At 61.0% G+C, this 13,892-nt stretch carries 15 protein-coding genes; 10 read left to right on the top strand and 5 right to left on the bottom strand.

Annotation, left to right across the window (positions count from 1 at the left end; translation table 11 throughout):
• Positions 1 to 81: 81 nt before the first annotated feature.
• Positions 82 to 873 carry an SDR family NAD(P)-dependent oxidoreductase gene (locus OU419_RS10945; protein WP_254472178.1) on the bottom strand — a complete coding sequence of 264 codons (792 nt, stop codon included), beginning with the start codon at positions 871 to 873 and terminating at the stop codon, positions 82 to 84.
• 302 nt (positions 874 to 1,175) lie between these two features.
• On the opposite strand from OU419_RS10945, the gene OU419_RS10940 reads away from it, so the two are divergent.
• On the top strand, positions 1,176 to 2,021 hold the full coding sequence (locus OU419_RS10940) for a substrate-binding periplasmic protein (protein ID WP_254472177.1): 846 nt from the start codon (positions 1,176 to 1,178) through the stop codon (positions 2,019 to 2,021).
• A gap of 56 nt (positions 2,022 to 2,077) precedes the next feature.
• Here OU419_RS10940 and OU419_RS10935 read toward each other — a convergent pair whose 3' ends face one another.
• Both OU419_RS10935 and OU419_RS10930 read right to left on the bottom strand, forming a co-directional pair.
• A complete protein-coding gene (locus tag OU419_RS10935) occupies positions 2,078 to 2,695 on the bottom strand; it encodes a TetR/AcrR family transcriptional regulator (RefSeq protein ID WP_254472176.1) in 618 nt (205 codons plus the stop codon).
• A gap of 19 nt (positions 2,696 to 2,714) precedes the next feature.
• Positions 2,715 to 3,248 carry an acyl-CoA thioesterase gene (locus tag OU419_RS10930; RefSeq protein WP_254472175.1) on the bottom strand — a complete coding sequence of 178 codons (534 nt, stop codon included), beginning with the start codon at positions 3,246 to 3,248 and terminating at the stop codon, positions 2,715 to 2,717.
• Between the two features lie 162 nt (positions 3,249 to 3,410).
• Here OU419_RS10930 and OU419_RS10925 point away from each other — a divergent pair, with 162 nt between their 5' ends.
• Both OU419_RS10925 and OU419_RS10920 read left to right on the top strand, forming a co-directional pair.
• Positions 3,411 to 4,217, top strand: coding sequence for a citryl-CoA lyase (locus OU419_RS10925; protein WP_254472174.1), 807 nt, complete (start codon positions 3,411 to 3,413; stop codon positions 4,215 to 4,217).
• 67 nt (positions 4,218 to 4,284) lie between these two features.
• The gene (locus tag OU419_RS10920; protein ID WP_254500524.1) at positions 4,285 to 4,890 is read left to right on the top strand and encodes a TetR/AcrR family transcriptional regulator; all 606 of its coding nucleotides are present in this window, start codon (positions 4,285 to 4,287) and stop codon (positions 4,888 to 4,890) included.
• Positions 4,891 to 4,945: 55 nt separating this feature from the next.
• On the opposite strand, the gene OU419_RS10915 is transcribed toward OU419_RS10920, so the two are convergent.
• Entirely contained in the window at positions 4,946 to 6,526 is a 1,581-nt protein-coding gene (locus OU419_RS10915; protein ID WP_254472172.1) for a phytoene desaturase family protein, read from the bottom strand.
• Between the two features lie 12 nt (positions 6,527 to 6,538).
• Positions 6,539 to 6,937 (bottom strand): RidA family protein, encoded by a 399-nt coding sequence (locus OU419_RS10910; RefSeq protein ID WP_254472171.1) that lies wholly within the window; start codon positions 6,935 to 6,937, stop codon positions 6,539 to 6,541.
• 338 nt (positions 6,938 to 7,275) lie between these two features.
• Between OU419_RS10910 and OU419_RS10905 the strand changes: the two genes are divergently transcribed.
• Genes OU419_RS10905 through OU419_RS10875 form a run of 7 tightly spaced genes read left to right on the top strand, consistent with a single transcriptional unit; the run spans position 7,276 to position 13,846 of the window.
• The gene (locus OU419_RS10905; RefSeq protein WP_254472170.1) at positions 7,276 to 8,064 is read left to right on the top strand and encodes an aspartate/glutamate racemase family protein; all 789 of its coding nucleotides are present in this window, start codon (positions 7,276 to 7,278) and stop codon (positions 8,062 to 8,064) included.
• Between the two features lie 57 nt (positions 8,065 to 8,121).
• Complete coding sequence (locus tag OU419_RS10900; protein ID WP_254472169.1) at positions 8,122 to 8,910, top strand: SDR family NAD(P)-dependent oxidoreductase; 789 nt, start codon at positions 8,122 to 8,124, stop codon at positions 8,908 to 8,910.
• On the top strand, positions 8,907 to 10,091 hold the full coding sequence (locus OU419_RS10895; RefSeq protein ID WP_254472168.1) for an acyl-CoA dehydrogenase family protein: 1,185 nt from the start codon (positions 8,907 to 8,909) through the stop codon (positions 10,089 to 10,091). Before OU419_RS10900 ends, OU419_RS10895 begins: the two co-directional genes overlap by 4 nt.
• Positions 10,088 to 10,909 (top strand): polysaccharide deacetylase family protein, encoded by an 822-nt coding sequence (locus tag OU419_RS10890; protein ID WP_254472167.1) that lies wholly within the window; start codon positions 10,088 to 10,090, stop codon positions 10,907 to 10,909. Before OU419_RS10895 ends, OU419_RS10890 begins: the two co-directional genes overlap by 4 nt.
• A 17-nt stretch (positions 10,910 to 10,926) precedes the next feature.
• The gene (locus OU419_RS10885; RefSeq protein ID WP_254472166.1) at positions 10,927 to 11,412 is read left to right on the top strand and encodes a MaoC/PaaZ C-terminal domain-containing protein; all 486 of its coding nucleotides are present in this window, start codon (positions 10,927 to 10,929) and stop codon (positions 11,410 to 11,412) included.
• Between the two features lie 47 nt (positions 11,413 to 11,459).
• Positions 11,460 to 12,956 (top strand): class I adenylate-forming enzyme family protein, encoded by a 1,497-nt coding sequence (locus tag OU419_RS10880; protein ID WP_254472165.1) that lies wholly within the window; start codon positions 11,460 to 11,462, stop codon positions 12,954 to 12,956.
• Positions 12,953 to 13,846, top strand: coding sequence for a nitrilase-related carbon-nitrogen hydrolase (locus tag OU419_RS10875; protein WP_254472164.1), 894 nt, complete (start codon positions 12,953 to 12,955; stop codon positions 13,844 to 13,846). Before OU419_RS10880 ends, OU419_RS10875 begins: the two co-directional genes overlap by 4 nt.
• Positions 13,847 to 13,892 lie beyond the last annotated feature (46 nt).

Raw genomic sequence — 13,892 nt, 5'->3', positions numbered from 1 at the left:
AAAAAGGGAGGCGAGTGAGTCGCTTCCCTTTTTCATGGGGTCGCCAGTGCCGGTCCGCACCAACGGCTCAGCGGTGAGAGGTCAACAGACGAATCCGCCGTCGACCACCAACGAGTGACCGGTGATGTAGCTGGCCTCATCCGATGCCAGGAACAGCACCGCGGCGGCCACTTCATCCGCGGTGCCCTTGCGGCGTGCGGGAATGGACTTCTTGTAAGCCTCAGGATCAGCCGCACCTACACCACGGTTCATCAAGTGAGCGGCCGATGGCAGGATCGCGGCCGAATTGCCGCGGATATCGGTGGCTATAACCCCGGGGCACACTGCATTGAAAGTAACACCCGACTCCGAATGCGAACTCGCCATCTGCCGGGTGAGACCGATCACCGCGAACTTCGAGGCGGTGTAGGACGCGCCGTCGGCCTTGCCGGTCAGCCCGCCGATGGACGAGGTATTGATTATCCGCCCGGTGCCATTGGGCAGCATGCGCTTGAGTGCGGCCTGGCAGCCGAAGAAGCAGCCCTTGAGGTTGATACCGGTGATCTGGTCCCACAACTCTTCGGTGGTTTCCAGCACATCGGCGAAGCCATCGAAAACCCCGGCGTTGTTGACCATGATATCGAGCTTGCCGTAGCGCTCGACGGCGCTCTGCACCAGATGCTCGACCTGGGCCTGGGAGCGCACGTCAGTCCTGATGAACAGCGCCTCGCCGCCAACTGCGGCAATCTCGGCGGCAGCCTTGTCACCGGCCTCCTGGAGAATGCCACCAATCACCACCTTCACACCGGCCGCCGCCAGATTACGGGAAATTGCGAGGCCGATGCCGCTCTCTCCACCGGTGATCACAGCTACCTTTCCGACTAGATCAAACATCTGAGCCCCTCTCTGTAAAGACCGCACTGGGTAGAAATACCATTAAGTCTTTTTTATATACCTGACGGTCAGTATTGGTAAATTCGCCGCGCTGTCAAGCATATGCAGTTCGTTGCAGCCGCTCCCTCTGCCCCTTTTCGTCGACATCGCTCCCATATGCCTGTGTCGAGTCGAGTTGCTATTGACAGGACCGTCAGTTGGCGCATACTGACCGAACGGTATGTTTTTTGTGCCGATGGGTATGCGGGAGCTCGAAGACCTGAATCCGCAAGGGATGCGACCAACCAATTCGAGGCGAGGCAATGAAAAAAAATAAGCTGAACAAGCTGCTCTCCGTGCCTGCAATGGCGGTGCTGGCACTGGCAGTGAGCAGCGGGGTAAAGGCAGAAGACTGCAAGCCGCAACACGACTTCAAAACCATCACTCCCGGCGTACTGACGGTCACTTCGGTGATCCTCCCGCCCTTCGCCTACAAAAGCCCGAAGGGCGAGTTCATGGGCATCGACGCAGAGGTGGTGAAGAAGTTCGCCCAGGAGAACTGCCTGAAGGTGAACCATGTGGTCACCGACAGCGCCGCAGCCATCCAGTACGTCGTAGCCAAGCGCGCGGATCTGTCCGTAGGCGCCTGGTACCGCACCTCCGCACGCGAGAAGGTTCTGGGCATCACCCAACCGCTCTATCTGGAGCAGACCTCGATCTATTCGCGCGACGGTGCAACCAGGTTCGACCAGCTTAAAGGCCGCAAGGTGGGCACCGTGCAGGGATACCTATGGGTGCCGGAGCTGAAGAGCCTGTACGGCAACGACCTGAGCCTCTACCCGAACGCCGTCGCCCTGGCTCAGGACCTGTCCACCGGTCGCATCGAGGCGGCGGTCAATACCTACGCCATCGGCGTCGAGGCACAACGCCAGGGCGGCCTGGCCAAGGACATTCAGATCAAGGTCGCCGATCAGGATCCACGCGTTAAGTCATCGATCTACGCTGCGCAGACCGGTTACCTGTTCAACAAGGAAAACCCCGAGCTGGGCGCTGCCTTCAACGCCACGATCGCCGAGCTGAAGGATGGCGGCATGGCCAAGATCCTTACCAAATACAACCTGGAAACCAGCGCCGCCGACACCGGCGCCGCCCGCTACGCAGACCAGTAACGGCAGCCGGAAAAAACAAGGCGCCCGCTGGGCGCCTTGTTTGCTTCTTGCGTCGACTATTTGCTGTAGCCGCCGGCGAGGATGTCGCAGTAATGCTCGGCGATCTGCTCGGCGCTCAGCGGGCCCTTGTCGTCGAACCAGGTATGCAGCCAGTTGCACATGCCCATGAAGCCAGTGACGGCGATATGCGTAGGGATGTCCTTGAATACACCTTCGCTCACCCCCTTGCGGTAGACCTCTTCGATGAGTTTGTCGTACTCGCGCTTGCGCTTGAGGATGGTGGCGCGCTGACCTTCCTCCAACTCGCTCTCGTCACGGAAGTAGATGGCCGTCCAGTCTTTGCGCTGCATCACGTTCAGCGCATGGCTGTAGATGATCTCCCTGAGGGTTTCGCTGCTGCTGCGCTGTTTCCCGATGATCTCGGTGATCGTATTGATATAGGTGTCGTGCATACGATCGAAGATCTGCCAGAGAATCTCGTTCTTGTTCTTGAAGTAGTAGTAAACGACGGACTTTGTGTAGCCAAGGCTGGCGGCAACATCGTTGATGGTGATGGCCCTGAACCCCTTCTCGGCGAACAGGGTGGCAGCAGAAGCCAGGATCTCGTCTTGAACGTAAGCCTGTTTCTTCTGCTTGAGCTGATCCCGAAGTTGCTCACGAAGTTCTTGAGTCAAGATAGCCTCCTGGCGGCAGTCAATTCATGGTGGATTGGCGCGACAGCCAATCCTGTGCGGTGTTCCTCAGCGCCTCCGGCAAGGCCTTGGAGACACGCTTCTCGAGGTCGAAATAGACCGAGGTCATTTCGATTTCAGCGCAAAGTTTGTTGGAAGTATTCATCAGTCGATGGTGAGTGACCAGAGAGCTCTTGCCGACTTTTCTCACCTCGCTCCTGACCGAGAACAGATCCCCTACTCTTATTTCGTCGTGGTAGTTGATCTCGTGCCGCACATCGGCCCACCCCTCCTTGCGCTCATGGCGCCAGTCCGGGTTGTAGCCCAACGCTGCCACCAGATGCCACATCGCCTGATCGAACGCGGCGACGTAGTACTGCACTGTCATGTGGCCCATGGCATCCGTCTGCGCGGGGTAGACCACCCCTTTGTAAGTATCCATGTGCAACGGCCTCTGCTGACCCGCCTGGTTTCTCCGGCCCGGAAACATGCCCGGCGCTGGACGAATGGATTTGTCGGATAAACCGTCCAAATTGTCTTTTTTATAGACCGTCAAGTCAAATTCTTTCCTCAAGCCCCACTCCAGCGGCCGAAACCAATCACAGACCATATAGACAAAAAATTAGACCCATCGTACAGTTTGTTATGCGCAACGGTCAGTGTTATTGCGCGCGCCTCCATCCGGGAGGCTCAACCATAAGGTGCTAGAGGATTCGGTATGTCTAACCAACCTGCTTACTGGAGCAGTGCCGTCAGCGACGTGGATGCGAATAACGTGTTCATTCGCGGCTTTGATCTGGGTGAAATCATTGGCAAGCTCAGCTTCCCGACGGTCACCTTCCTGCTGATTCGCGGCCGCCTGCCCACCCCCGGCGAGTCGAAGATGACCGACGCAGTCCTCTGTTCCGTGCTCGACTACGCGCTGCGCAAGCCAGGCACGGCCGCAGCGCGCTTCTGTGTCTCGAGCAACCCGAGCATGGTCGCCGGTCTCGCCACGGCCGTGCTGTCAGCCGGCGAGTATTCCCTGGCTCCCGACCAGACCGGCAACTTCCTGCAAAGCACCCTGCCGCAACTGGCTGAAGGCGAAAGCCTGGATGACGCTGCGGGACGTCTGGTCGCGCAGATGCGCGCCAGCAAGCAGCGCGTGCCTGGTTTCGGCCACCCGGTGTTTCGCTTCACAGACCCACGCGCGCAACAATTGAAGGCCATCGCCATCGAAACCGGCGTCTGGGGGGAGTTGTGCGACTGGTACGAAGCCGTGCACCGCGCCTTCACCGAACAGGCCGGCAAGCCGGAGATCGTCATCAACGAGGTCGGCATGATGGGCGCGATCCTGGCCCAGATGGGCTTCACCCCGCAGGAAATGACCGGCCTGGCAGTCATCTCGACGATGCCTGGCGTGGTCGCACACATCTCTGAGGAATTACAGAGCAAGGTTCGCATCCGCGTCATCCCCGACGACTCGGTGGACTACGCCCGCGAGCGCCATTCGCTCAACGACGAACTGGCCAAGGCCGGCTGGTAACTTCACCAGGTGCCAGGCAACGCCAGGAACCTTGCATCCCGTACGGGCTGCAAGGTTTTTTTCAGAGATGCCGGTGGCCATCAACCAGCGCAGCCAACAGAACCGATGGTGGACCTTCATGGCAAGAACGGTTGGTATCTGTGACATTCGCAGGGAAGCTGTGGACCTGTTCTTCACCCAGGGCTTCCATGCAGTCAGCCTGAGGAAACTGGCATCGGCCGTGGGGCTGGAAGCGGGCTCGCTCTACCACCACATCGACAGCAAGCAAGAACTTCTCTTCGAGATCGTCGAAGAGTACGAGGCCACGCTGCTGCACAAGGTCAAGGCAAAGAGCCGCAATGCGACGGACCGTGAGCAACAGTTGCGGGTCTACGTCACCAACTACATTTCCTTCATGTTGAAAAACCGCCAATCCTGCGTCCTGAGTGCACGTGAGCTGCACGCCCTCACGGACGCTCAGCGTGAGCGCGTGCTGGCCCTGCGGCGCAACCAGATGGCGATCCTGGTGGCGATCCTCGGAGTCAGTGACTGCGCGGATATCGCCAGACTGATCAACGTGGTGCGCTCGATGCTGGTCGGCGTCATCGACTGGCTGCCGCAGGACGGCGCCGATATCGGCAAGGCCACCAACGACATCTGCCGAATCATCCTGGCAACCATCAGCCCCCAATGAAAAACGCCCTCCCCAAGGCTACCCCGGGGAGGGCGAAAGTCGTTCGACGAAGACGCTATTTCAGTTCGGCAAGAATAACCTGTGCGGCATTGTGCCCCGGCACGCCGGTTACACCGCCGCCCGGGTGAGCCGAAGCTCCGCACTGGTAAAGCCCCTTGATCGGAGACTTGTAGTCGGCGTAGTGCGCGATGGGACGCTTGAAGAAGATCTGGTCGAGGCTGAGCTCACCGTGGTGCACATGCCCCGTCGGCAGGTCGAACATCTGCTCCAGATCCTTGGCGACCAGCACCTGCTTGTGCAGGACCAGTTCGCGGAAACCTGGTGCGTAGCGCTCGATGGAGTTGGCCACGATATCGAAGAGCGCTTCCTTGCTCTGCTCGTCCCAGGCACGGCCATCCTTCAGCTCGTAGGGTACGTGGCCGCCAAGCAGGCTCATGGTGTGCTTGCCTTCCGGCGCGACAGTCTTGTCGAACGCGCTGGGGGTCAGGATCCACATGTACGGATTCTCAGCCATGCGTCCGTGCTGGGCGCTGTGGAAGGCATCCTGCAGTTCTTCCAGGTTCTCGGCGATGGTGATCGAGCCGGGGGCCTGGCTCTGGCCTTTGAGCGCCGTCCACTGCGGCAACCCGGAGAGCGCCATATTGATCTTGAAGCAACTGGATGTGGTGCGAATGCGCTTCACTGCCTCGATCACTGAGATGGGCAGGTGCTCTGGCCTGAGCAGGCGCAGGAAGAGGGTCTTGGCGTTGGCGTTGCTGACCACGATGCGCGATTTGATGATCTCACCCGAGGCCAGGCGAACCCCCTTGGCCGAACCGTTCTCAACGATGATCTCGGCTACCGGGGCATCGCAGCGGATCTCCACTCCATGCTCCTCCGATACAGCCCTGAGCGCCTCGCTGATGGCACCCATACCGCCCTCGACCAAGCCGCCTGGACCGGCTTCAGTATCGCTTTCGCGCAGGTAGGGGCGTGCCAGCACATAGGCCGATCCCGGGCTCATCGGCCCGATGTTCCCACCACTGCCCGAGGCGTAGCAACCGAAGATAGTCAGTACCTCGGGGCTACTGAACCAGCGCTGCAAGTAGTCGTGACAGCTAAGTGTCAGCAGGTCCCAGATGTCATAGAACATCGGACCGGCGGAGCGCATGCGCCAGACCAGGCCGGCAGTCTTGGCCAGTTCCTTGACCTTGCCGGTGGTGAAGTCCACCGGCACTTCGTAGATCAGCTTGCGCAGATGTACGACCAGGTTCTTCATGTGGGCGACGAACTGCGGGTACGCCTGCGCGTCGGCCTCGGAGTACTTGCGCAGCTCGTCACACATGCGCTTCTCGTCCCCCCAGAAGGTGACGGAGGAGCCGTCGCGGAACGGCTGGATTCCCGGAGGAATATCAAGCACCTTCACTCCGTGCCTGAGCAGATCGAGGTCCATCATCACCTTCGGCTGCAGGAGCGACATCCAGTAGGCGGCAACCGATAGACGGAAGCCGGGCCACAGCTCCTCGGTCACGGCGGCGCCGCCAACTACCTTCCTGCGCTCGATGACGCAGACCTTGTGACCAGCCTTGGCCAGATACGCCGCGCAGACCAGGCCATTGTGGCCAGCGCCGACGATCACAGCATCGAATTCAGCCATTTCCACGAGTACCTACTTGTTTTTGCGTGGGACGACGGCCACACCGTCGATTTCGATACGTACTGCTTCGTCATACAAGCCTGCCACCGTTACCAGTGCACTCGCTGGCGGACAAGCAGGGTTGATGTAGTCACTGCGGACCTTGCGGATGTCCGCGAGCATGCTCGGCTCGAAATGGGTGACATACATGGTGAACTTGGCCACCGCCTCGAAGCCCACCCCGGCTGCAGCCAGCGTAGCCTTTAGGTTCTCGAAGACCGCTCGTACCTGATCCTCGAAAGTTCCAGCCACGACATTGCCCTCCTGATCGGTGGGGCAGTGGCCTGAAAGGAACAGCAGGTCGCCTTCCGAGGCCAGCGTGGCTTGGGACACCCCTGCGAAGGCGGGGCCGGCGTTGATCGCTTGAATCATGACATGTCCTCTGATGGTCGACGGTGAGTGGGCAGTAGGGACCTTTAAGTCCAAAAATTTGACCACCGGGTATTCAATTTACTCAATATTCCCCTGGCTAGGCAATAGGGCCAGGCATCACGAATTGCCGCCAAGCGGCTGGCCGACTCCTCGTATCCGCCCGTTCCGGATGCTGTGGCAGCTGCCAGAGACGAGTCGTGGGAAAACTTCAAGCGGGCCTTGCGGCGGTATTGACACGACCGAGGATTCAATCATACTGACCCAACGGTACGTAAATTATCTCAATGGGTACGCTAGACAGACCCACCTACTTCCGACTCGAAAAGGCAGGCATCTTCATGGGCGTCCGCATCAACTTCATCAATCCATTCGGCACTCCGGCGTATAACCGGCTGATCAGCGAAACCCTCACGCCTTATCTGAACGAAGGCAACGAGCTGGTGGTGACCAATACCGAGAATTGCCCGGAAAACTGCGACTGGTGGTATCCGAAGCATCTGGTCGAAGAGGAAGTCTTCGAGTGCGTTCTGCAGGCCGAGGAGCAGGGCTTTGACGCGATCATCATCGGCTGCTGCAACGATCCGGGTGTGCGCGCGGCGCGCGAGCTGGTGGACATACCGGTGGTAGGCCCGCTCGAAGCCACCATGCAGCACGCGGCGTACTACGGCCATGACTATCTGTTGGTCACCGACCACCGCAAATCCGCGGCGCACATGCGGGACCTGGTGCGCCTGTACGGCGGCGAGTCGCAGTGCCGCGACGTTCGCTACATCGATTGGCACGTGACCGACATGATCAACGACATCGAGGGCGTGGCCAGAGACGCCCTGGCGGCCTCCGAAGCGGCGATGGAGTCCGGCGGCGTCGAGGCCGTCATCCTCTCCTGCACGATCATTTCCGCCGCCACCGAGAAGTGGCTGCTGGAAACCGGGACCAGGCGTCCGACCGCGATCCTCAACCCGAATACCTTCGCCCTGAAGATGGCGGAGTCACTGGGCTTCCTCAACAGCAAGGGTGCCTACGGCATCAACCGCGTGGGCTATTACGAGCAGATGACCCAGCGCCGCCCCGAGGAGTACCAGGACGTTCGCCGCAAGTATTCCCGCTCTGCCCGCTTCGGCAAGTGACAGGGTGAGGCCGGCGCGACTCACGGCCTCACCGAAGTTTTCAACGGAGACACTGAAATGTTCCAGCTCAAGGGCCGTGTGGCCGTAGTTACCGGGGGCGAGAGCGGCATTGGCCTGGCGCTGTCGAAGACCTTTGCCGCATCCGGTGTGAAGACCCTCATCGGCGGCATCCTCGACGAGGCAGGTGTCCAGGTCGCCGCCGAACTTCGCGCCGCAGGCGGCGAAGTGGAATTCATCCGCACCGACGTGCGCGTCCAGGGGGAAGTCGAGGCCCTGGTCCAGGCCGCGGTCGACCGCTATGGCCGGATCGACATCATGGTGAACAACGCTGGCGTCTACGACGGCTTCGCCAGTATCGACGAGACCAACGAAGAGCTGTGGAATCAGATGATCAACATCAATCTGAAGGGCAGCTTCTTCGGCTGCCAGGCCGCGCTCAAACACATGGTCGCGCAGCGCTATGGCCGGATCGTCAATACCTCGTCCATCGGCGGCCTGATCGGCGGCGCCGATGGCACCTCCTACACCGCGGCGAAGTTCGGCGTGGTCGGCATGACCCGACAGATCAGCAAGACCCATAGCCAGTACGGGATCACCATCAACGCGGTATGCCCGGGCGCCATCGACACCAACGTGCGCGGCAACTCGGCGAACATCGTGAAGTCCGCCGCAGCCTTCATGCAGCGAGGCGTCGGGGCAGACCCGTCGTGGATCCAGCGGGTCATTCCGGCGCAGCGCAAGGGCACCGCCCAGGAAGTCGCCAACCTGATCTACTTCCTTGCCACCGAAGAGGCCAGCTACATCTCTGGCCAGGCTATCGCTATTGATGGAGGTTGGACTGCATGAGCCAGTTCGCTGATTTCACCGATGTCGAAAGGGACATTGTCGAGAGCGTCCGCAAGTACATCGCCAAGGAAGTCCGTCCACGCGTACAGGAGCTGGAACGCACCCGCACTTTCCCGACCGAGATGGTCGCCGCCATGAAGGAAATGGGTCTGTTCGGGCTGGCAGTGCCGGAAGAGTTCGGCGGCCTCCATCTGCGCCTGCCAGTGTTCGCCGCGGTCATGGAAGTGATCGCCGCCGGCTGGACCACCCTGGCCGCCTACATCAACAGTCATGGCACCGTCGCCTATGCCATCACCAGGTTCGGTACCCAGGAACAGAAGGAGCACTACCTTCCGCTGATGGCCACCGGCGAACACCGTGGCGCGCTTCTGCTGACCGAACCGGCCGCTGGCTCCGACCTGCAGAGCATCACCACCATCGCCAGCTCCACCGACAACGGCTACGAGCTCAGCGGCAACAAGATCTTCGTCACCAACGGTGACAAGGCGACCGTACTGCTGACCCTGGCCCGCACCAGCGTCGACGCGGCCAGCGGCAAGCCCCGCCTCAGTCTGTTCCTGCTGGAGAAAGCATTCGCCGGGGTCAGCGTCGAGAGCGAATTCCACAAGATGGCCTACGGCCTGGTGGATACCATGGAGATCCTGCTGCAGAAAGTGCAGGTGCCTGCCTCGGCCATCGTCGGCGGTCAGCCGGGCCTGGGTATGCGTCACCTGCTGGATGCCCTGGAGGTCGGTCGTATCGCCATCGCCTCCAGCGCCGTGGGCCTGGCCGCCAATGCCCTGGCCGAAGCCAAGCGCTATGCCAGCGAACGCAGCACCTTCGGCGTCACTATCGACCACCACCAAGCCGTGCAACTGCGCTTGGCCGACATGGCCACCAAGCTTGTCGCCGCCCGTCTGGTCACCGCTGAGGCAGCTCGCGCCAAGCAGTCCGGCGAGCGCGCCGACATGCTCTCGGGCATGGCCAAGCTGTTCGCCAGCGAAGCGGCCCGCGAGATCACCGAAGACGCTCTGCGCATCCACGGTGGCTACGGCTACATCAACGAGTTCGCGGTCGAGCGGCTGTATCGCGAGGCGCCGTTGTACATCGTTGGCGAAGGCACCAATGACATCCAGAAAATCGTCATTGCCCGCCGCATCATCGACGACTCCGAATCCGACGTACTGGGGCTACCGCAATGACCACCGTATGCCTGACATTCGACTTCGACGCCGTTGCCATCTGGCTGAGCACCTTCAAGCAGACCTCGCCGACACCGTTATCGCGTGGTGAGTACGGTGCCAACGTCGGCATGCCGAGGCTGCTGGACATTCTGAAGAAGCGCGACGTGCGCGCCACCTTCTTCGTTCCGGCACACACCGCCAGCAGCTTTCCCGACATGGTCCGGCGCATCGTCGCCGAGGGCCACGAAGTAGCGAGCCACGGCTACATCCACGAGTCCCCGGTGGGCATGGCGATCGATGATGAGCGTGCCCTTCTGAACAGGAGCATCGAGATCCTCGAGAAGGTCGCTGGCGAACGACCGCTGGGCTATCGTTCGCCGGCCTGGGACCTGAGCGACAACACCATCCGCCTGCTCGAAGAGGCCGGGCTGACGTACGACAGCAGCCTGATGTCGGATGACTTCCAGCTGTTCTATGCGCGCTGCAACGACAAGCTCTCGGAAGAAGAATTCACACCCGGCGAAACCAGCTCGATCGTGGAGTTCCCGGTCGCCTGGGAGCTGGACGACTATCCCTACTTCCAGTTCTCCCCACGCCCGCTGAATACCGGTCTGCGACTGCCCAGCGACGTCTACAAGGCCTGGGTCAGCGAGTTCGACTACGCACACGGCATGAAAGGCGTGTTCACCCTCACCTGCCACCCCGAAATCATCGGGCGCGGGCCGCGGATCCAGATGCTCGACCAGTTGATCCGCTACATGCAATCCCTCGACGGCGTGCGCTTCAAGACCATGACGCAAGCCACCGCCGCATTCAAAAACCAACAAGCTGTCTAACCAGGAGTCACGAAAATATGACCAGCGCTGCCGAAAACAACGAACTGGGAATCGGTCAAAACGCCTTGTACTTCGATGAACTGGAAGTGGGCCGTGAATGGAACACTCCACGCCGCACCATCACCGAGGCTGACATCGTCATGTTCGCCGCGCTGACCGGTGACCACAACCCGGTGCACACCGACGAAGAATTCGCCAAGCATACCGTGTTCGGCGGTCGTATCCTGCACGGCCCGGCCGGCTTCGCCATCGCCACCGGGCTGGAAAGCCGCCTGGGCATCAAGGAGGGCACCGCCATCGCCTTCCTGGGCATGACTTGGGACCTGCGTGGCCCGATCAAGATCGGCGACACCATCCATGTAAGGGAAACCGTCGCCTCCAAACGCGAAACCAAGAAGCCGGGCGTCGGCATCGTCAATTTCCACGTGGCCCTGGTCAACCAGCGGGGCGAGACCGTGCAGGACGGCGAGTGGAAAGTGATGATGCACCGCAAGCCGGCGTAGCCGCGTCCCAATCTCTCGCGCTAGTGTTTACCTGAGGCCCCCTGGACATGATCGTAAGTAGTATCGATGCGCACGCACAGGCACGCAGCAGCCAGCCTGCTGTGCGATTTGAAGACAAGGTGTTCACCTTCGGTGAGCTGGCGCGAGAGATCGACAGAACCGTCTACCTGCTCAAGAAGGCCGGTGCATCGGCCAGCGGCACTGTCGCCGTGTTCTGTGAGAACCGCCCTGAGATCATGCTGCTGTACTACGCCATGGCGAAGATCGGCGGTACCTTCGTGCCGCTGAATGCCGCCCTGAGCAGTCAGGAAGTACGCTATATCCTCGAACACGCAGGCACCCGAGTGCTGTTCACCGACGCCAGGCTTGGCGAAGTGGCCCGTGACGCGATCTCCGGCACCGAGGTGGACCTGCTGCTGGTCGACGAATTCTTCGCCCGCGACATGACCACAGCGCCCCGCTACGAACAGAACCAAGCGCCGACCGAAGACTTCCTGATCATCTACACTTCCGGCTCGACCGGCACCCCCAAGGCGGTGCTGTACAGCCAGGAAAGCGAAGTGGCAGGAAACGCCTCGCTGATCGAGATGTGGCAGATGGGGCCGGACGACAAGCTACTGGTGGCGCTGCCCCTGGGCTTCCTCTATGGCCTTTCGACCTCCTGCTCGATGGCCCTGCAGGCCGGCAGCGAAATCATCATCCAGCGCCGCTTCCATCCGCGCGAAACGCTGGAAGCCATAGTGGAACATCGCGTCACAGCCTTCCAGGGCGTGCCGACCATGTTCTCCATGATGCTCGAGTACGCCGAGCAGAACGACCTGCACTTCGACCTGTCGCACATGCGGGTCATCATCTCGGCGGGCGCCCCCCTCTCTGACGACCTGCGCAGCCGCTTCGCCCAGCGTTTCGGCAAAGAGCTGGAGGACTACTACGCCCTGACCGAGGCACGGCCGATATTCGGCAAATACTACGCCGAGGGTGAAAGGGTCCCGCACGGAGCGATCGGCAAGGCAGCCCCCGGCGCGCGGATCATCGTGGTGGACAGCAACGGCGCAGCGGTTGCCGCTGGGGTGACCGGCGAGATCTGGGTACGCGCCCCCGCCACCACTCATGGTTACTTCAAGAACCCCGAGCTGACCCAGGCCACCTTCCAGGATGGTCTTCTGCGAACCGGCGACCTGGGCCATGTCGACGCCGATGGCTACTTCTATCTCACGGGTAGGATCAAGGACATCATCATCCGTGGCGGAGCGAACATCGCACCAGCAGAAGTCGAGAACGCCCTGCTCGCCCACCCCGCCGTGCTCGCCGCGGCCGTGATCGGCATTCCCGACAGCAAGTTCGGTGAGCTGCCGTTGGCCTACATAGTCCTGGCCCCGGGCCAGAACCCGGACGACACGGAGCTGGAAGCGTTCGCGAGCCAACGCCTGGCGCAGTTCAAACTGCCTTGCGAATACCTGCGGATCGACGAGATGCCCTTGGGCAACACCGGCAAGATCGACAAGAAAGCGTTGAAGACGCTGTGGGAGAGCGGCAACCAATGAACAACAAGCTGAACGTATCCATCGCCGTCTTCCGCATTCGCCACTACAGCGCATTCCACGAATTCGCCGCCCATGTCGAAGGCTTCGTCGCCGAAGCGGCCAACGCCGGCAGCCAGGCCGTGCTGCTGCCCGAATTCCTGCCGATGGGACTGCTCTGGACCGACGCCGATGCGGCTAACGTGGACAACGCCGGTGTGGCGGCCTTCTACCGCAAGGTTCTGACGCCATTGTTCGACGAGTTCAAGGCCCTGATGTCAGCCCTGGCAGGGCAATACGACATTCACATCGTCGGCGCCACTTACTGGCACGAAGAACAGGGCGTAGGCGTCAACAGTGCCTTCGTGTTCGCCCCGGACGGTACCGAACTGCGCCAAGACAAACTGCACATGACACGCGGCGAAAAGGCCATCCGGACCACGCCGGGCGACTCCCTGCTGGCCTTCGAAATCGACGGAGTGAAATGCGGCCTCTTAGTCTGCTACGACGTGCAGTTTCCCGAGCTGACACAGTACCTGGCGGCGCAGGGGATAGAGGTCCTGTTCGTACCCTCTCTGACCGACCAGCGCGGCACCTGGCGAGTATGGCACTCGGCGCACGCGCGCGCGCTGGAGAACCAGATGTTCGTCTGCGTCTCAACGCTGGTCGGCAATCTGGGCATTCCCAGGGACTACCCGGTGAGCTGCAGCGGCCAGGCCTTCGTGGCATGCCCGATCGATAACCGCTTCAAAATCGAGGATGGCACCCTCGCCCGCTCGGATTTCGCCGACGAAGGCCTGCTGCACGCAAGCCTGGATCTGGAGACCCTTCGCATGTCCCGGGAGAAAGGCGAAGTACGCCAACTGACGGACCGCCGCCCGGAGCTGTACCGCAAGCTCTTCGCAACCTTGTAGAACCACTTCGCAGGGTTCGGACGCCAGCGATAGCGCCCAATTTTTC

It is taken from the genome of Pseudomonas triclosanedens (assembly GCF_026686735.1).
GTDB classification, from domain to species: Bacteria; Pseudomonadota; Gammaproteobacteria; order Pseudomonadales; family Pseudomonadaceae; genus Pseudomonas; species Pseudomonas triclosanedens.
This window is presented reverse-complemented; position numbering and strand designations above follow the sequence as displayed.